At 64.1% G+C, this 17,537-nt stretch carries 18 protein-coding genes; 10 read left to right on the forward strand and 8 right to left on the reverse strand.

Features of this window, described 5'->3' with window-relative positions; translation table 11 throughout:
- Window positions 1-2: 2 nt before the first annotated feature.
- Window positions 3-734 carry a sulfite exporter TauE/SafE family protein gene (locus IVB18_RS47285; protein ID WP_247986881.1) on the reverse strand — a complete coding sequence of 244 codons (732 nt, stop codon included), beginning with the start codon at window positions 732-734 and terminating at the stop codon, window positions 3-5.
- Window positions 735-960: 226 nt separating this feature from the next.
- On the opposite strand from IVB18_RS47285, the gene IVB18_RS47290 reads away from it, so the two are divergent.
- The gene (locus IVB18_RS47290; RefSeq protein WP_247986882.1) at window positions 961-2,256 is read left to right on the forward strand and encodes a hemolysin family protein; all 1,296 of its coding nucleotides are present in this window, start codon (window positions 961-963) and stop codon (window positions 2,254-2,256) included.
- Window positions 2,257-2,263: 7 nt separating this feature from the next.
- Here the strand turns inward: IVB18_RS47290 and IVB18_RS47295 are convergent, their stop codons facing one another.
- Window positions 2,264-2,701, reverse strand: a complete 438-nt coding sequence (locus IVB18_RS47295; protein ID WP_247986883.1) for a MarR family transcriptional regulator — start codon at window positions 2,699-2,701, stop codon at window positions 2,264-2,266.
- 178 nt (window positions 2,702-2,879) lie between these two features.
- Here IVB18_RS47295 and IVB18_RS47300 point away from each other — a divergent pair, with 178 nt between their 5' ends.
- The 7 genes from IVB18_RS47300 (at window position 2,880) to IVB18_RS47330 (ending at window position 10,397) form a co-directional block, all read left to right on the forward strand.
- Entirely contained in the window at window positions 2,880-4,067 is a 1,188-nt protein-coding gene (locus IVB18_RS47300; protein ID WP_247986884.1) for a substrate-binding domain-containing protein, read from the forward strand.
- Window positions 4,068-4,230: 163 nt separating this feature from the next.
- Window positions 4,231-5,745, forward strand: coding sequence for an amidase (locus IVB18_RS47305; protein ID WP_247986885.1), 1,515 nt, complete (start codon window positions 4,231-4,233; stop codon window positions 5,743-5,745).
- 36 nt (window positions 5,746-5,781) lie between these two features.
- Window positions 5,782-6,639, forward strand: a complete 858-nt coding sequence (locus tag IVB18_RS47310; RefSeq protein WP_247986886.1) for a branched-chain amino acid ABC transporter permease — start codon at window positions 5,782-5,784, stop codon at window positions 6,637-6,639.
- 3 nt (window positions 6,640-6,642) lie between these two features.
- Window positions 6,643-7,863: a substrate-binding protein gene (locus tag IVB18_RS47315; protein ID WP_247986887.1), complete on the forward strand. Its 1,221-nt coding sequence runs from the start codon at window positions 6,643-6,645 to the stop codon at window positions 7,861-7,863.
- Window positions 7,864-7,869: 6 nt separating this feature from the next.
- A complete protein-coding gene (locus IVB18_RS47320) occupies window positions 7,870-8,988 on the forward strand; it encodes a branched-chain amino acid ABC transporter permease (RefSeq protein WP_247986888.1) in 1,119 nt (372 codons plus the stop codon).
- Window positions 8,975-9,709: an ABC transporter ATP-binding protein gene (locus IVB18_RS47325; RefSeq protein WP_247986889.1), complete on the forward strand. Its 735-nt coding sequence runs from the start codon at window positions 8,975-8,977 to the stop codon at window positions 9,707-9,709. Before IVB18_RS47320 ends, IVB18_RS47325 begins: the two co-directional genes overlap by 14 nt.
- Window positions 9,702-10,397, forward strand: coding sequence for an ABC transporter ATP-binding protein (locus tag IVB18_RS47330; RefSeq protein WP_247986890.1), 696 nt, complete (start codon window positions 9,702-9,704; stop codon window positions 10,395-10,397). Before IVB18_RS47325 ends, IVB18_RS47330 begins: the two co-directional genes overlap by 8 nt.
- 51 nt (window positions 10,398-10,448) lie before the next feature.
- Here the strand turns inward: IVB18_RS47330 and IVB18_RS47335 are convergent, their stop codons facing one another.
- From IVB18_RS47335 to IVB18_RS47360, 6 genes are all read right to left on the reverse strand, one after another.
- The gene (locus tag IVB18_RS47335; protein WP_247986891.1) at window positions 10,449-10,853 is read right to left on the reverse strand and encodes a PIN domain-containing protein; all 405 of its coding nucleotides are present in this window, start codon (window positions 10,851-10,853) and stop codon (window positions 10,449-10,451) included.
- The gene (locus tag IVB18_RS47340) at window positions 10,850-11,083 is read right to left on the reverse strand and encodes an AbrB/MazE/SpoVT family DNA-binding domain-containing protein (RefSeq protein WP_247986892.1); all 234 of its coding nucleotides are present in this window, start codon (window positions 11,081-11,083) and stop codon (window positions 10,850-10,852) included. The genes IVB18_RS47335 and IVB18_RS47340 overlap by 4 nt, the downstream gene beginning before the upstream one ends.
- A gap of 150 nt (window positions 11,084-11,233) precedes the next feature.
- On the reverse strand, window positions 11,234-12,769 hold the full coding sequence (locus IVB18_RS47345) for a murein L,D-transpeptidase family protein (RefSeq protein WP_247986893.1): 1,536 nt from the start codon (window positions 12,767-12,769) through the stop codon (window positions 11,234-11,236).
- A gap of 415 nt (window positions 12,770-13,184) precedes the next feature.
- A complete protein-coding gene (locus IVB18_RS47350; protein WP_247986894.1) occupies window positions 13,185-14,147 on the reverse strand; it encodes an acetyl-CoA carboxylase carboxyltransferase subunit alpha in 963 nt (320 codons plus the stop codon).
- Window positions 14,148-14,430: 283 nt separating this feature from the next.
- Entirely contained in the window at window positions 14,431-15,402 is a 972-nt protein-coding gene (xerD, locus tag IVB18_RS47355; RefSeq protein ID WP_247986895.1) for a site-specific tyrosine recombinase XerD, read from the reverse strand.
- A gap of 15 nt (window positions 15,403-15,417) precedes the next feature.
- Complete coding sequence (locus tag IVB18_RS47360; protein WP_211400134.1) at window positions 15,418-15,564, reverse strand: histidine kinase; 147 nt, start codon at window positions 15,562-15,564, stop codon at window positions 15,418-15,420.
- Window positions 15,565-15,744: 180 nt separating this feature from the next.
- Here IVB18_RS47360 and IVB18_RS47365 point away from each other — a divergent pair, with 180 nt between their 5' ends.
- Entirely contained in the window at window positions 15,745-16,368 is a 624-nt protein-coding gene (locus tag IVB18_RS47365; RefSeq protein WP_247986896.1) for a shikimate kinase, read from the forward strand.
- On the forward strand, window positions 16,365-17,513 hold the full coding sequence (gene aroB, locus IVB18_RS47370) for a 3-dehydroquinate synthase (protein ID WP_247986897.1): 1,149 nt from the start codon (window positions 16,365-16,367) through the stop codon (window positions 17,511-17,513). Before IVB18_RS47365 ends, aroB begins: the two co-directional genes overlap by 4 nt.
- Window positions 17,514-17,537 lie beyond the last annotated feature (24 nt).

Genomic DNA, 17,537 nt, shown 5'->3' on the forward strand with positions numbered 1-17,537 from the left:
GCTTAGAACAACAGCGCAACGCCGGAGACGAACAGCAGCGCGAGCACGATCTTGCGGAACGTGGCCTCGTCGATCCGACCGAACAGTTTCAGCCCCAGCCACGTCCCGGCAAACAGGAACGGCAGACCAAGCGCAAAGAGCTTTGCCGTCTCAAGCGTGAGCGATCCCTTGGCGCCCAGCAACAGCGCCGCCGTGGCAAACACCACGACCGCGATGGGCTGGAACGTGGCGCGCTGGAGATCCTTGGGCAGGCCGCGCAGATTGCACCAGATGGTGATGACGATGCCGGCAAGGCCGGTCAGCCCGCCGAGCAGGCCGTTGACGAAACCCACCGCCAAGTCGGCGGAAGACGGCACGACGGTCGCGATCTTGAGCCGCGGCCGGAAGAACGCATAAAGGCTGTAGGCGACGAGGATCGTTCCAACTGCGATGCGGACGCTGTTCGGGTCGGCCCAGGTCAGAAGCGACACCCCGACTGGCACTCCCGTGACGGCGCCGATCATGAACGGCCACAGCCGGCGCCAATCGATTGCGGCGCGCAGCTTCCAGACCGAGTAGCCCTGCACCACAAGGCCGAAACCGACGATCAGGCTGGCGCTCTGAACCGGCGTCAGCACATAGAGCCACAGCGATGCCGCGACCAAGCCAAAGGCAAAGCCGGACAGGCCGGCCACGAATGCGCCGGCGAAAGTAGCCAACAGGAAAATTGGAAGCTCGATTGCGATCCCGTCCATTGCTCGCTCCATACATCAGCGAGCAGCGCTTGCGTGGGATCACCACTTCACGGGAAGGCTGCGACGTCCCCGGCTGCAAATTTAGGAGAAATTGGTTCCCTCCACAATGCCTCCTCCGGCGCGGTGCGACAATTTGGTCGGAACCGGGCAAACCGCTCATTGAGTTTATATATGATGGGCTCGGTCCGGCGTCCGCCTGACCGGATATCCCATTCCATCGCGCACAATGTTGTCTGTCGAACTCATCATCGTCGTCGTCCTGATCGTCATTAACGGCCTCTTGTCCATGTCCGAGCTGGCGGTCGTCTCCTCACGCCCGGCCCGGCTGTCGCTGCTCGCCGCCAGGGGCGTGCGCGGCGCCGAGCGGGCACTGACGCTGGCGGCCGATCCCGGAAAATTCCTCTCGACGGTGCAGATCGGCATCACGCTGGTCGGCGTGCTCTCCGGTGCGTTCTCGGGCGCGACGCTCGGGCAGCGGCTGACGCAATGGCTGGTCGAGCTCGGGCTATCGTCGGGCATCGCCGACATCGTCGGCGTCGGCATCGTCGTCACGCTCATCACTTACGCCACCCTGATCGTCGGCGAGCTCGTGCCGAAACAGGTGGCGTTGCGCGACCCCGAGAGCATCGCGGTCAGGGTCGCGCCCGCGTTGCACTTGCTGGCAAAGATATCGCTGCCGCTCGTCTTTCTGCTCGATCTCTCCGGCAAACTGATCCTCACGTTGCTCGGCCGCGGCGGCAGGGCCGAGGAGAAAGTGTCGGAGGACGAGATCCATCATCTCGTCAGCGAAGCCGAGAGCGCCGGCGTGCTGGAGCCCGGCGAGAAGGAGATGATCGCCGGCGTGATGCGGCTCGGCGACCGGCCGGTCGGCGCGGTGATGACGCCGCGCACGGAGGTCGACGAGATCGACCTGAACGACGCGCCCGAGATCATCCGAGGGATCATCGCAAAAAGCCCGCACTCGCGCTTTCCAGCTTCGGATGGCGATCGCGACGAGCCGATCGGCGTGCTCCAGGCCAAGGACCTGCTGGTCGCCTTCATGAACGAACGCACGCCGGACCTGCGGGCGCTCGTCCGGGAAGCGCCGAGCATTCCGGCATCAGCGGATGCCCGCGACGTGCTGGCAATCCTGAGAACTGCGCCGGTTCACGTCGGCTTCGTTTACGACGAATACGGCGCCTTCGAAGGCGTGGTCACGGCGGCCGATATCCTGGAATCGATCGTCGGAGCCTTCCATTCCGAGGAAGGGCCGCCAGAGCCTGCCTACGTCATGCGCGCCAACGGCTCGCTGCTGATCGAGGGCTGGATGCCGGTCGACGAGTTCGGGGAGCTGCTCGGCATCGAACTGCCGCCGCACCGCTACAACACGGTGGCGGGCCTCGTGTTGCAACAGTTCAACGTTCTGCCCAACGTCGGCGATGCCTTCGACCTCGGTGGCTGGCATATCGAAGTGGTCGATCTCGACGGCCGAAGGATCGACAAGATTCTCGCGAGCCGGAGCGATGAGCAGACGTCGGCATAACCGATGCTCAGTTCGAGCTGTCGATCAAACTCTCCAGCAGCCGCTTCAATTCGCTCGTCGACTTGTCGCCGTAGCTTTCCAGGATGTGCTCCTCCTGGTCCACCGCGAGCGAGTTGAGCTTCTTGCACAGCACCTTGCCGCGGTCGGAGATGAACATCAAAACCTTGCGGCGATCGTTCGGGTCCTGCACGCGATAGACCAGCGTGTCGGAGACCATGCGGTCGATCATCTTGGTCAGCGTCGGATGGTTGAGCAGCACGGCGTCGGCGAGCTCGCCCATCGAATGGCCGTCGCCGTCGGACAGAACCTTCAGGATGCGCCATTGCTCGACGGGGACCCCTTCCTTGCTCAACCGTAGCTCAAGCTGTCGATTGATTTCCCGGTTGGCTTGCGCCAGCAGGTAGGCGAGGTGTTCGGTGATCGGAGAGTTCTGCGGTTTGGCCACGGTTGAGACTTCGTATTGTCCAAATGAGCGAATGTCTTGCAATCAATGCTGCATCTATATGCACTTCAATTCTTGAATATTCAATATTTTCAAAATAGGATGATTGCCTAACAATAGGGCGGATGCCGCGGCCGCCTGCTGAATGTGCTTTCAAGTCTGGTGCCAGACAGGAGTTGGCGTGCGCGCGACGGTAAACTTCCCGGCTCACGGCGGCCCGGCGTTGCCGCCGTCTCTGCTGTTCAGGAATCTGTCGCCCGCGGCAGCGGATTTCGACCTGTCGCCGGTTGACGCGCATTTCATGAAGCGCCGCGGCGCACGCAACAAGCTCCGCATCGGGGGCTTCATCTGCTGCACCGGCTCGCCTGGGGTTTGGGGTCCGTGTGCGACAAGCAGTGCTCAGCTCGCGGTCGCCGAGATCAATAAACGCGGCGGCATCCTCGGGCGCGAGATCGAGCTTTCGATCTACGACGCCGGCGGCCCGCTCGACGAGATACTGAACCGCGCCGAGCAGGCGATCGCTTTCGATGAGGTCGATCTCATCGTCGGGCTGCACACCAGCGCGGTGCGCGTCGCGCTGCGCAAGGTCACCACACGCCACCGCATTCCCTACATCTACACGCCCGTCTACGAGGGCGGCGAGCAGACGCCGGGCGTCATGGCGATCGGCGAGACGCCGCGCTGGCAGAGCCGGCCGTCGATCCACTGGCTTGCCGACGTCAAGAAGGCCTCGCGATGGTATTTGATCGGCAGCGACTATGTCTGGCCCTGGCAGTCGCACCGCGCGGTGAAGCGCTACATCAAGGAAGCTGGCGGCCAGGTCGTCGGCGAGGAGTTCGTTCCCCTCGGCGAGGATAACCACGAGCCGCATCTGGCACGCATCCGTGCAACGAGGCCGGACGTCGTCCTGATCTCGCTGATCGGTACCGACAGCATCACCTTCAATCGGGCGTTCGGCGAATGCGGCCTTGCCGCCACGACGCTGCGGCTGGCCGGGGCGATGGACGAGACCGTGCTGCTCGGCATCGGCGCCGACAACAGCGAGAATCTGTTCTGCGCCTCCGGCTATTTCCCTGGAATCGGCTCGCGGGCCAACGAGGATTTCCAGAGCCGCTACCGCGCGATGTTTGGACCGAACGGTCCCCCGATCGGCTCGCTCGGTCAATCCAGCTATGAAGGGCTGCGCTTTCTCGAAGCCGTGGCGAACAAGGCCGGCACGTTGGCGACGGGAGCCATGCTCGCGGCGGGGCGGAACATCGTCTATGGCGGCGCGCGCGGCCCGGTCACCGTTCGCAACGGTCACGCCCGGATGCCGATGTATCTCGCCGAAGCGGATGGCCTCGACTTCAGGCTGATCAAGCCGGTCTGACGCCGCCGTAACCACGCGCACACTCCGAATCCAAAATAATACTTGAAAAGGAAAATATTTCCGTCTGTAGTATCGACGCGAAGCCGATTGGCCCGCGCTGTGCAGGCGCGACCGGGCGGCTTCCGTCCAACGCCAGGGATCAAGAAGCCTCAAGGAGAGCGCCGTGACAGTTGCCCTTCCCACGCCCGACCAGCTTCGCAGTGTCGCTGAGCAATGCGGCCTCGCGCTGACCGATGAAGACGTCGCCTCGTTCCGCGGCCTGATGCAGGGCTCGATCGAGGCCTACAACCTCGTCGGCGCGATGCCGGACGAAGTGCCGGAGGTGAAATATCCGCGTACGCCGGGCTATCGGCCCTCGGCCGAAGAGAACCCGCGCAACGCGTGGTATCGCAAGTCGACCGTGAAGGGCGCGGCGAGCGGCAAGCTCAAGGGCAAGACCGTCGCGCTGAAGGACAACATCATGCTCGCCGGCGTGCCGATGATGAACGGCTCGGCGACGCTCGAGGGCTACGTGCCCGATTTCGACGCCACTGTCGTCACGCGCATCCTGGACGCCGGTGGGGAAATCCTCGGCAAAACCCACTGTGAATCCTTCTGCATGTCCGGCGGCAGTCACACCGGTGCGGTCGGCGCGGTGCATAATCCCTATAAGATGGGTTATTCCGCCGGCGGCTCGTCCTCGGGCAGCGGCGTCGTCGTCGCCCTTGGCGAAGCCGACATGGCGATGGGCGGCGACCAGGGCGGCTCGATCCGCATGCCGTCCTCGTTCTGCGGCACCTATGGCATGAAGCCGACCTGGGGCCTGGTCCCCTACACCGGCATCATGCCGATCGAGATCTTCGTCGATCACACCGGCCCGATGACGGCCACCGTCGCCGACAACGCGCTAATGCTCGAAGTGCTCGCCGGCGACGACGGTTACGATCCCCGCATCAAGGCGCCCAAGGTCGAGGACTACACCAAGGCGCTCGGCCAGGGCGTGAAGGGCATGAAGATCGGCATTCTCAAGGAAGGCTTTGAGCAGGCGACCGCGGAAGCCGCGGTGAATGAAAGTGTGCGCGAGGCTGCCAAGCGTTTTAGGGATCTCGGCGCCACCGTCGAGGCCGTCTCGATCCCGATGCATCTCATGGGCCCCGCGATCTGGACGCCGATCGGCACCGAAGGCATGACCCAGACCATGATGTATGGCGACGGCTATGGGCTCAGCCGGTCCGACCTCTATTCGACCTCGCTGATGGATTTCCATCGCGGCTGGCGGCGGCAGGCGGATTCGCTGTCCGAGACCACAAAACTGTTCCTTCTGCTCGGCACCTACATCAACAACAACTTCGGTCCGCGCTATTACGGCAAAGCGCTCAACATCTCCCGCCGCCTGACCGCGGCCTACGACAAGGCGTTCGGCGAATACGACCTGCTGCTGCTGCCGACGACGCCGATGAAGGCGACGAAGCTGCCGGAGCCGACCGCCAGCCGCGAGGACTATGTCGCCCGGGCACTCGAGATGATCTCCAACACCGCGCCGTTCGACATCACCCATCATCCCGCGATGTCGCTGCCTTGCGGCATGGTCGACGGCCTGCCCGTCGGGCTGATGCTGGTTGGCCGCATGTTCGAGGAATCCACGATCTATCGCGCCGCTCACGCTTTCGAGCAGATCGGCGACTGGAAGAAGATGTGAGAGAGGCATTGATGCAGGCGGACGGAAACGCAACGCATGGCTAACGTGTTCGTCGCGGCGTTCGAGATCCTGAGCTTTGGCGCGATCATCGTCCTGATCGTGCTAGGGCTCGGGATCATCGCCAGCATGATGGGTATCTTCAACTTCGCGCAGGGCGAGTTCGTCCTGCTCGGGGCCTACATCACCTATCTCGCCTACGCCAAAGGCCTGCCGATCTGGACCGGCATGGTCGCGGCGCCCTTCGCGGTCGGAGCGCTCGGCTTCATGCTGGAGGCACTGATCATCCGGCGCTTCTACGCCGCACCGATCGTCGCCATGCTCGGTACCTATGCACTCGGCCTGATCATCCGCGAAACTGTACGCGGCCTGATCGGCGGATTCTATCTCACCGTGCCCGAGCCGATCGGCGGCTCGATCGATATCGGCGCCATGCATATCTCGGCCTGGCGCTTCACCATCATCATCATCACGCTGCTGGTGATGGCTTGCTGCTATCTCCTGCTGGCACGCACCAGTTTTGGCCTGCGCGTGCGTGCGACGCTGGAAAATCCGTCGCTGGCGCGCGCCTCCGGCATCTCCACGCCGCTGATCTACGGTGCAACTTTCGCCTTCGGTGCGGCGCTCGCCGGCCTTGCCGGCGCGCTGATCGTGCCGGTGTTCAGCCTGTTCGCCGATCTCGGCCTGCGCTTCCTGATCCAGGGCTTTGTCGCGGTCATGGTCGGCGGCGTCGGATCCTTCATCGGGCCGGTCGCGGGCGCGGGCGTCATCGGCACGCTGAGCGCCGCGCTGCCATGGGTGATGGCGCCGGTCGTCGCAGACGTCCTCGTCTTCGTTCTCGCCATTGTCTTCATCAAATTCCGGCCACAGGGCCTCATCGCTGGAAAAGGGGTTTAGTTCATGTATGCAGATCGCACCAATCTCACGCGCCGCCGCTTTCTCTCCAATCTCGCCTTCACCACCGGCGCCGTCGCGACCGGGGTCGGGAGCTGGGTGATTCCGGCTGGCTGGGCCAACGCGGCGGAAGGCCCGATCAAGGTCGGCATCGCGACCGACCTCACCGGTCCGATCGCCTATGCCGGCACGGCGGACGCCAACGTCGCCAAGATGCTGATCAAGCAGATGAACGATGCCGGCGGCCTGCTCGGCCGGCCGCTCGAGCTCTACATCGAGGACACCGCCTCCAACGAATCCGTTGCGGTGGGCAACGTACGAAAACTGATCCAGCGCGACAAGGTCGACATGGTGCTGGGCGGTATCACCTCATCGATGCGCAACGCGATCAAGGATCCGATCGTGGCCCGTGGCAAGACGCTCTACATCTATCCGCAGCTCTACGAGGGCAAAGAGTGCACGCCTTATCTATTCTGCACCGGGCCGACGCCGGCGCAGCAGTGCGACGACTTCATCCCCTGGCTGATCAAGAACGGCGGCAAGAAGTTCGCGCTGCCGAGCGCTAACTACGTCTGGCCGCACACGCTCAACGTCTATGCCCGCAAGGTGATCGAAGCCAACGGCGGCGAGGTCGTGTTCGAGGAATACTATCCGCTCGACCAGGTCGATTTCTCTTCGACCGTCAACCGCATCATCTCCAACAAGGTCGACGTCGTCTTCAACACCGTCATTCCGCCCGGTGTCGGTCCATTCTTCAAGCAGCTCTATGAAGCAGGCTTCCTCAAGAACGGCGGCCGTCTCGCCTGCGTCTACTATGACGAGAACACGCTCAACATCAACCAGGCCGCCGAGATCGAGGGGCTCGCAAGCTGTCTCGATTATTTCAAGGTGCTGACCAAGGAGGATGCGTTCAACGCCAAGATCCAGGCGGCCTATGAAAAGGATTTCCCCGGCAACTTCCTGTTCGCCGCCGGCAGCGCCGCGACCGGCACCTATCGCGGCCTGAAGCTGTGGGAGGCCGCCGTCAAGGAGGCCGGCAAGATCGACCGCGAGTCGGTTGCGGCCGCGCTCGACCATGCCAAGATCGCCGAAGGTCCGGGTGGACCGGCCGAGATGGTGCCGGGCAAGCGGCACTGCAAGATGAAGATGTACACCGCGGTCGCCAAGGGCGGGAACTACGAGATCGTCGGACGCAGCGATGGTCTCGTCGATCCCAAGGAGTGCTGAGGCGGAATGCTGAAGCCGATGAGTGTGGTAAGAGAGGCCATCGTCGCCGACGCGAGCGGCGAAGCGGACGGTGCGATGGCTGAAGGCGCAGCGACGGGACAGGCGAGAGCAAGCCGCAATATCCTGCCGATCGTGGAGGGCGTGGTGCTCGTCGCGGCGCTGGTCGCGCCGATGGTGCTGCAAGACTATCTCACGGTGTTCGCGACCCGCGTGATCATCCTCGCGCTGTTCGCGCTATCGTTCGATCTGGTGTGGGGCTATGCCGGCATCATGAGCTTCGGCCAGGCGCTGTTCTTCGGCTCGGCCGGCTATGGCGTCGCGCTGCTGGCACGCGATCTCGACATCACCAACATCTTTCTGGTGCTGCCGGCGGGCACGATCATCGGGCTTACCTTCGCGCTCCTGCTCGGCGGCTTCCTGCTGCTGGGACGGCATCCCTCGAGCGTGATCTTCGTATCGCTGGGTACGCTGACCGGGTCCTACGCCGCCGACCGGCTCGCGCGCGGCTGGTACTATCTCGGCGGCCAAAACGGCATCCCCTCGATCGCGCCAATGACGGCCAGCAGTTACGAATTCTCGGAAGGGCCGGCCTTCTATTATCTCGTGCTCGGCATTCTCACAGTCGTCTATCTGCTTTGCCGCTTCCTGGTGCGCTCGCAGTTTGGGCTTGCGTTGGCAGGCCTGCGCGAGAACGAGCAGCGCATCGCCTTCTTCGGCTACAAGGCGCAGCATCTCAAGGCGATCATCTTCGCGATCGGCGGCGCCGTCGCAGGCCTTGCCGGCAGCCTCTATGCGTTCCACGAGGGGTTCGTCTGGCCCAACATGGTCGGCGTCGTCGTCTCGACCCAAGTCGTGCTCTACGTGCTGTTCGGCGGCTCCGGCACGCTGATCGGCGCCGTCATCGGCGCTGTCATCGTCGAGGGCGTCAGCTTCTGGCTGTCGGACAATTACCGCGAGATCTGGCCGATCATACTCGGCCTCCTGCTGCTGCTCGTGATCCTGTTCCGGCCGCTAGGCCTGATCAGTTTCGTGCTCGGCGAGCGCGAGCGGGTCGGCAGCTTTGGTGCGAAGCCCAAGGAGACCGGCAAGCAGAACTTAAAGGAGAAGCGCAATGCCGCTCCTTGAAGCCGCAGGCATCAAAAAGATCTTTGGCAAGCTCACCGCGCTGGACGGCGCAGCCCTCACCGTCGGCGAGAACGAGTTCCACGGCCTGATCGGCCCGAACGGCTCCGGCAAGAGCACGCTGATGAAGTGCATCGCCGGCGCCGAAGTGCCGACGCAGGGCAAAGTCTCCTTCATCAACACCGACATCACCGCGTTCACGCCGACCGAGCGCGCCCGCGCCGGCATGAGCCTGAAATTCCAGATCACGAGCGTGCTGCCGACGCTGACGCTGTACGACAACATCCTGCTCGCACTCCAGGCGCAATCCTCGCTGTTCGATCTGGTGTTCTCGCGTACCCGCGGCGTGCTGCACGAGCAGGTCATGACCATGCTCACCCAGTTTCGCCTCGCCGATCGCGCCTTCGACGCGGCGGCTGCGCTGTCGCACGGTCAGCAGCAATGGCTGGAGATCGCGATGGCGCTCGCGGGCAAGCCGAAGCTGTTGCTGTTGGACGAACCGACCGGCGGCATGAGCCTGGAGGAGCGCCGCGTCACCGGCGAGTTGCTCCAGCCGATCAAACAACATTGCTCGCTCGTCATTGTCGAGCACGACCTCGATTTCATCCGCGACATTTGTGATCGGTTGACCGTGCTCGATCAGGGCAAGGTGCTGGCATCCGGCACGGTGTCCGAGATCCAGGCCAACAAAGCCGTCCAGGAGATTTATCTGCGCCGTGCCTGAATTTTTGGACATCAAGCATCTCGACGCCGGCTATGGCCGCAGCCAGGTCCTGTTCGACGTCACCCTCGGCATTCCCTGGCGCGGCGGCGTCGCCGTGTTGGGGCGCAACGGCGCCGGCAAGACCACGCTGATGAAGACCATCGTCGGCGAGCTGCCGGCGTGGAAGGGCGAGGTCGGCTTCGACGGCCGCGACATCAGCCGCCACCGCACCGAGGAGCGCGTGCGCGCCGGCATCGGCTACGTGCCGCAGGAGCATTCTGTGTTCGCGCGCCTGTCGGTGCGCGACAATCTCGCCGTCGGCTCGCTCGCGAGCAAGAAGGCCGATGCGGTCGACCACGTGCTGACGATCTTCCCAAAACTCGGCCAGCGCCTCGACCAGCCCGCCGGTACCCTCTCCGGCGGCGAACGCAAGATGCTGGCGATCGGCCGCGCCATGTTAGGCGATCCAAAATTGCTACTGCTGGACGAGCCGACCGAAGGCGTCTGGATCGGCGTCATCGAGGAGATCACCGAGCGCCTGATCGAGCTTGCGAAAAACATCGCCGTCATCATCGTCGAGCAACACCTCGACCTCGCGCTGCGCGTTGCGGACTACGCCTATGTGCTGGACCGCGGCCGCGTCGCGCTGCAAGGCGCGGCGCGCGAGGTTCGGGGGAATCCGGAGCTGATGCGGTATCTGGCGCCGTAGGGGAGCGTCGATGCCGGCTCCGGAGCCAACTCTCGCATTGCGGTCGAGCGCTTACGGCATGTTTCCGAGGAACGGATTGACGATGGTGAGCCCGCCGACGTTACGGCCATGCTGCATGTCTTCGCTGTAGAGCGTATCGCAGCCGGCCTCGATCGCGGCCGCGACGATCAGCGCATCGTAGAATGCGAAGCCGTGATTTCGTGCCAGGGCGAGAGCGCCCGCATGGGTGTTCAGCGTGATAGGGACGACGTCAACAAGTGACACTCGAAACTGTTGAAGTGCGAATTCGATCTGCGGCCAATCAGTGCGGAGTTTTCGGCGGGCGACATGGACGAACTCGTTCAACACCTGAACGCTTACATAACCGCCGCCGCTGAGGCAGGCGGCGGCCTGCTGCTTTCTCGGATCGGACGTCGCGGTGTAAACGAGGATGCTGGAATCGAAAAATGCCTTCACCGCTCGTTCGCCTCGTCGCGATCGAACTTGTAGTCGGCAGGAAGAGTCCAATTGAGCGAGGCAAGGTTCTCGATCGCCCGCCGACGACGCTCTTCCTTGGTCTCGACCTCGATCGTGCCCTTACGGGAGGCAACCACGTCGAGTTCGTCGCCCTCTTTGAGGCCAAGCTCTTCCACAAGCGCTTTGGGCAAGCGGACCGCGAGGCTGTTGCCCCATTTGGAGACTTGCACCGCACCCTCCATGATATACAAAATCTATTGTATATCATGGGGTATATATCATTGGAATTCAAGGCGCGCGCAGGCCGTCGCCGATGTTCCCAAATGGGTCGCGCGTTTCGCTCGGACGGAATATATGGACGATGAAGAGCTCGCCCGCCCCTACTTCACCGCTCCGAACCGGCTATCGAACGAATTCGACTGCACCACGGGTGCTGCGCCAGCGAACTGCGCGCCGCCGGATTCGGCCGCGCCATCCGACACCGACGGTTTCAGCGGCGGACGCGTCGCGGCAAGGCGCGTGTCGGGCTTCGGCGGTTCGGCAGGCTTGGTGGCTGCGACCGACTTCGGCGCGTCCTTGGAGGTGTCGTGGCCCGGCCCGAACCGGGTCACCGCGGCTTTCAGCCTGGACGCCGCAGTTGGGGGCGTTGCGGACGTGGTGGCCGGGGCGACAGACGCGGTGGCTTGCGGCGGCGGTGTAGCGGCTGTGGTATCGGCGGTGCCCATGCCCATCTTGCGGGCGATGCCGGAGAAGAAGCCGCCGGACTTCTCGGGCGGCGCGGCCGCAGCGACGCGGGTGTTGGCGACGGGCGCGGCGACGACCGGCTCCTCCTGGGGCGCAGCGGCCGCGGCCGCCTCGAAATTCGGCTTCGGCGGATTGACGTGTCCGGGAATCGTCCCCGGCGCCTTCGACATCGCGAGCATCTGGAGAGTATTGCCCTCGGCCCCTTCCGACAGGCCGGTCGAGCCTTCGGGAATCTTGGCGGCAAAGATCTTGTTCATGCCGCCGTCGATGCCGGTGTTCATGCGCGCCACCGGCGTGCCGCGAGAGACGAGCTTGCTGTATTCGGCCTCGTCGCGCGCCTGCTTCTCGCGCACGGCGCTGGCGACATCCTCGGCGATCACATAGGCCGGGCATTTTGCCGAGGCGTCGAACACCGGATCGCGCTTGGCGTCGGGCCCGCGTGTCGCGTCGAAGACGTACTTCCGCTCGCAGAAATCGACCTTCGGCTCCTGCCGCGTCACCTCGAAATGATCATAGCCTTCCTTGATCATCTTCCAGAACGCCATGTTCGGATTGGTCCGGTGCTTTGCCATGTTCACCGGCGTCATCTTGAACGGATAGGCCTGGAGCTGGAACGCCTTCTGGCCGCCGAAGAAGGATTCGCGGCCGAGCGAATAGATCTCCGCGATCTGCTCGTCCGTCATGGCGTAGCAGCCGCGCGAAGAACAGTCGCCGTGCACCATCAGCTGCGAGCCGGAGCGGCCGAGCGCCTTGTCGAAGGCGTTGGGATAGCCGGTGTTGAAGGAGAGGTAATAGGCCGATTGCGGATTCATCTGGCCGGGATTGATCGAATAGAATCCCTCGGGTGCCTGACGATCGCCCTCGCGCACCTTCGGGCCGAGATCGCCCGACCAGCGGCAGATCGGATAAGTCTTGAGCAGCGCGAACTGGCCGGAGCGGGTCTGCTTCCAGACCTCGAGTTCGGCCTCCTGCTTGAACAGGCGGACCAGGATCGGCGATTGCAGATCCATGTCCTTCTCGACCATCGCGGCGAGAAGCTTTGGCGGGACCGGCTGGTTGGCCTTGGCGTTGGTCGCGAGCGAGACCTGATCGGTGTCGCAGCCGGCCAGCAGAATGCTGGCGGCAAGCGCAACCGAAGCCATAACCGCGCGAGCAAGCGAACGAGAAATCAAGATGGACCCCACACCGTGCCGGGCAAGTCGCGCGAACCCCAATCTTGGAACATGGCCTGACCGGAGATCCGGACCCGTCGTGACAACTTTCGTCGAGACAGGCTTTTCGAGACCACGCCCCAGCGCTTATGCCCTGAAGCCATTGATTAAAATTCTAACCTCTGGGTCATGACGTCGCAACCCGAGCGGGGATCACGAGCCCGTTGGCCCAGTAGCATGGTCAACAAGGACTAAACTTCAGGCTTTACTTGGGCCCTCCGGCCAAATCACAACTCAGATCGCTGATTTGGGCAAAAAAAGGGTTAACGCAGGGTTATTGCCCCGTCATTCCGGGCCGGCGAAGCACCGAACCCGGAACCCCGAGATTCCGGCATCGCCCCTTCGGGCGCCCCGGAACGACCGAAAAATCAGGGAATCAGCCCAGTTTCCGGCCGATATCGAGGAATTTCTGGCGCCGCTGCTTGCGGACGGCGTCCGCGTCCAGGCCGCGCAGCTCGTCAAAAGCCTTGCCGATGGCATCACCCGTGGTGGCGATCATGGCGGCGGGGTCGCGGTGGGCGCCGCCGACCGGCTCCTTCAAAATGCTGTCGATCACCCCGAAGCGGAGCATGTCCTGGGCGGTGATCTTCATGTTGTTGGCGGCTTCCTGCGCCTTGGTGCCATCGCGCCAGAGGATCGAGGAGGCGGCCTCCGGCGAGATCACGCTGTAGATCGCGTGCTCCAGCATCAGCACCCGGTTGGTGGTCGTGATCGCGATCGCCCCGCCCGACATGCCTTCGCCAGTGATGATCGCGACATTGGGCACGCCCAATGCCATGCAGGCATCGGTCGAGCGAGCAATCGCCTCAGCCTGTCCGCGCTCTTCGGCGCCGATACCGGGATAGGCGCCGGCGGAATCCACGATCGACAGCACGGGAAGGCCGAAACGCTCGGCCATCTCCATCAGCCGCACCGCCTTGCGATAGCCTTCCGGCCGCGCCATTCCAAAGTTGTGCTTGATGCGGCTGTCGGTGGAATCGCCCTTCTCCTGGCCCAACACGCAGATGCTCTCGCCGCGGAAACGGCCGAAGCCCGCGACCAGCGCCTCGTCCTCGCCAAACTTGCGGTCGCCGGCGAGCGGGGTGAATTCGGTGATCAGGCCCTTGATGAAGTCGGAGAAATGCGGCCGCTGCGGGTGCCGCGCGACCAGCGTCTTCTGCCACGGCGTCAGGTTCAGATAGAGGTCGGCCAGCGCCTGCGCCGCCTTGTCCTCGATCCGCTCGATCTCCTCCGCGATGTCGGAGCCCGAGGCAGCCAACGTGCGCAATTCGTCGAGCTTGGAGTCGAGCTCGGCGACCGGCTTTTCGAAGTCGAGATAGCTGCGCATCTGGTCTGGCATCAACTCAATATAGGGGGACGGGGCGAGGCGGCGAAGCGGGATTGGCTTTGCGAAAACTTGGCGGAAAGAAGTGTAGCTTCTTCAAGGGGTTGACCTGTGCGTTCCCGGGAACGCACCAAATCACGCGTGAGGCCACGGCTCTTTCTGCGGAGATGTGGCCGAAGTCAAGGGCGGTTCGTGCGTCGTCCGTAGCCCGGATGGAGCGAAGCGCAATCCGGGAAAATCTATCCGCGAGGTGAGAACCCGGATTTCGCTGCGCTCCATCCGGGCTACGCGAGAGCACCTACTTCTCCGCCAGCGGGTGCAGGTCGCGCACCAGGCTCTTCAGCCGCTCCTCGACCACATGGGTGTAGATTTGCGTCGTCGAGATATCGGTATGGCCGAGCAGGGTCTGCACGATGCGCAAGTCCGCGCCGTTGTGCAGGAGGTGGCTGGCAAAGGCGTGGCGCAGCACGTGCGGGGAGACCAGCCTGGCCTGGAGGCCGGAGGCGACCGCGAGCTCTTTCAAGTCGCGGGCAAAATGCTGCCGCGTCAGGTGCCCGCTCTCGCCGAAGGAGGGAAACAGCCATTTCGAGGCGGCGAGGCTGTTCTTCTTCTCCGCCTTCGTCGCGTCGGTGGCCGCGAGATAATCCGCCATCGCCTGCCGTGAGGCCTCGTTCAGCGGCACCAGCCGCTCCTTGTCGCCCTTGCCGCGCACCACGATCATGCGGGCGTCGCGCTTGGCCGCCGTACGCGGCAGCGCCACCAGCTCGGAGACGCGTAGGCCCGTGGCGTAGAGCACTTCGAGAAGGCAATAGAGCCGCAACGCGCGCAGCCGTTGCGACGGCGAGGCATCGGCCGCCTCGCTCATCTCCTTGGCGCGCCGGAGCATGCGGTCGACGTCGGCAATCGACAGCACCTTCGGCAGCCCGCGGCCGCGTTTCGGGCCGGACAGGATCGCCGCGGGATCCTCGGTGCGGATGCGCTCGTTCAGGAGAAAGCGGAACATGTGGCGCATCGCCGACAGCCGCCGCGCGACGCTGGAGGATTTGAAGCCGCGGGCGTCGAGATCGGCAAGATAGTCGCGCAAGGTCTGAGTCTCGGCGTCCGCAAAACCATGGCCGGCGCGGGCCAGAAATTCCGAGAAATCGGTGAGGTCGCGGCGGTAGGCATCGAGCGTGTTAGGCCCGGCGCCCTGTTCCGCCGCGAGCATGTCGAGGAACAGGCCGGTGAGCTTGATATCTGAGGGCTTGCTGGTGGAGGATTTGGCGCGCATCCCGCAGCCTAGTTCCTATTTCTTGAGAAATTTGTCAGGCGGGATCGTCACCGTCATTTCCCGCGACTTCGGATTGACGAAGTTCGCCAGCGCGAAGACCACGCCATAGACGATGCCGGCGATCACGGCGACGACCGTCAGGAAGCGGAACAGGCTGGGCATCGGCAAGATCTCGGCAAGGGTCTCAGCAAGGGTCTCAGCAAGGGTCTCGAACGGGCAAATTAACCAATGAAATCATCCAACATGTTCGCTGTTTCGTGGCAAGAGTCCTCTGGCGATGGCGGCTCACGGGGTAGTATAGGTGGCCGGATGCCGCATCTGGCGGCAGATCGAGCGAGGGACATGTCCGACGCCGCGTTGCCAGCACCTGCCTCGCCCGAGACCGACATATTGTCGGCCCTGGGAGCGCGCTCGATTGTGCTGGTCGGCATGATGGGGGTCGGCAAATCCACCATCGGCCGCCGCATGGCCGCGCGGCTGCGGCTGCCCTTCGTCGATGCCGACACCGAGATCGAGGCGGCAGCCGGCATGACCATACCGGAAATCTTCGAGCGCCATGGTGAGCCGCATTTCCGCGACGGCGAGGCGCGGGTGATCGCGCGCCTTCTGGACGGCGGCCCCATCGTGCTGGCGACCGGCGGCGGCGCCTTCATGCGCGAGGAGACGCGCGCGCGCATCGCGGCCAAGGCGGTCTCGATCTGGCTCAAGGCCGATGCCGAAATCATCATGCGGCGCGTGCGCCGGCGGGCCGACCGTCCGCTGCTCCAGACCGCCGATCCCGAAGGCACCGTCACCCGTTTGCTCACTGAACGCGAACCGGTCTACGGCAATGCCGACCTCACCATCGCCTCGCGCGACGTGCCGCATGACCGCATCGTCGAGGAGACCATCGAGACGCTGCACGCGCATCTCTGCGGCGAGCCGGCGTCTCAACCACCAGCCGACGTCGCGAGTGCCGTACGATGACTGCGCCCATAAAACATTCTGATCCCGTAAACGTCGACGTCGCGCTCGGCGATCGCGGCTATGACATCGTCATCGGTCGCGGCGTGCTTGCCTCGCTCGGCGAACGGGTCGCGCGCTTGCGCCCCGGCGTGCGCACCGCGATCGTTACCGACCGCACCGTCGCAAAGCACTGGCTCGTGCCTGCCGAGGCATCGCTGGCCGCGGCCGGCATTCCGACCTCGCCTGTCGTGGTCGAGGAAGGCGAGATCTCGAAGACCTATGCGGGGCTCGAAAAGGTCAGCGAAGCCCTGATCGCCGCAAAAATCGAGCGCAACGATCTCGTCATCGCGCTCGGCGGCGGTGTGGTCGGCGATCTCGCCGGCTTTGCGGCGGCGATCCTGCGCCGCGGCGTCGATTTCGTGCAGGTGCCGACCTCGCTGCTGGCGCAGGTCGATTCCTCCGTCGGCGGCAAGACCGGCATCAATTCACCGCAGGGCAAGAACCTGCTCGGCGCCTTTCACCAGCCGGTGCTGGTCATCGCCGACACTGCCGTGCTCGACACGCTGTCGCCGCGGCAGTTCCGCGCCGGCTATGCCGAGGTCGCCAAATACGGCGTGCTCGGCGATGAAGCCTTCTTCAGCTGGCTGGAGAAGAACCACGCCGACATTTTCAAGGGCGGCTCGGCCCGCGAGCATGCGATCGCGACCTCCTGCCGCGCCAAGGCAGGAGTCGTCTCGCGCGACGAGCGCGAGACCGGCGAACGCGCGCTGCTCAATCTCGGCCACACTTTTGGCCATGCGCTGGAAGCCGCGACCGGCTTTTCCGACCGGTTGTTCCATGGCGAGGGCGTCGCGATCGGCATGACGCTGGCGGCGCAGTTCTCGGCCAGGCTCGGCATGATTGGCGAGGCGGACGCCGCGCGCGTCGAACGTCATCTGATCGAAGCGGGCCTGCCGACACGTTTGCAGGATATCTCGGGTTTCGCGCAGGAAGGGCTCAGCGACGCCGATGCGCTGATGGCGCTGATGGCGCAGGACAAGAAGGTCGAGCGCGGCAAGCTCACCTTCATCCTGCTGGAGGCAGTCGGGCGCGCGGTCATCGCAAAGGACGTCGAGCTGGCTCCGGTGCGCGACTTCCTGAAAGAGAAGCTCGCGCGCAAGGCATGATGCGCGGCTGAACGGCGGCAGAGA

The sequence above is a fragment of the Bradyrhizobium sp. 186 genome, assembly GCF_023101685.1.
Taxonomy (GTDB): domain Bacteria; phylum Pseudomonadota; class Alphaproteobacteria; order Rhizobiales; family Xanthobacteraceae; genus Bradyrhizobium.

What these genes read in the sequence shown, in the direction of transcription:
- IVB18_RS47285 (WP_247986881.1), bottom strand. Translation starts at nt 734, where the DNA reads ATGGACGGGATCGCAATCGAGCTTCCAATTTTCCTGTTGGCTACTTTC.
- IVB18_RS47290 (WP_247986882.1), top strand. Translation starts at nt 961, where the DNA reads ATGTTGTCTGTCGAACTCATCATCGTCGTCGTCCTGATCGTCATTAAC.
- IVB18_RS47310 (WP_247986886.1), top strand. Translation starts at nt 5,782, where the DNA reads ATGGCTAACGTGTTCGTCGCGGCGTTCGAGATCCTGAGCTTTGGCGCG.
- IVB18_RS47315 (WP_247986887.1), top strand. Translation starts at nt 6,643, where the DNA reads ATGTATGCAGATCGCACCAATCTCACGCGCCGCCGCTTTCTCTCCAAT.
- IVB18_RS47320 (WP_247986888.1), top strand. Translation starts at nt 7,870, where the DNA reads ATGCTGAAGCCGATGAGTGTGGTAAGAGAGGCCATCGTCGCCGACGCG.
- IVB18_RS47325 (WP_247986889.1), top strand. Translation starts at nt 8,975, where the DNA reads ATGCCGCTCCTTGAAGCCGCAGGCATCAAAAAGATCTTTGGCAAGCTC.
- IVB18_RS47350 (WP_247986894.1), bottom strand. Translation starts at nt 14,147, where the DNA reads ATGCCAGACCAGATGCGCAGCTATCTCGACTTCGAAAAGCCGGTCGCC.
- xerD (WP_247986895.1), bottom strand. Translation starts at nt 15,402, where the DNA reads ATGCGCGCCAAATCCTCCACCAGCAAGCCCTCAGATATCAAGCTCACC.
- IVB18_RS47360 (WP_211400134.1), bottom strand. Translation starts at nt 15,564, where the DNA reads ATGCCCAGCCTGTTCCGCTTCCTGACGGTCGTCGCCGTGATCGCCGGC.
- IVB18_RS47365 (WP_247986896.1), top strand. Translation starts at nt 15,745, where the DNA reads ATGTCCGACGCCGCGTTGCCAGCACCTGCCTCGCCCGAGACCGACATA.
- aroB (WP_247986897.1), top strand. Translation starts at nt 16,365, where the DNA reads ATGACTGCGCCCATAAAACATTCTGATCCCGTAAACGTCGACGTCGCG.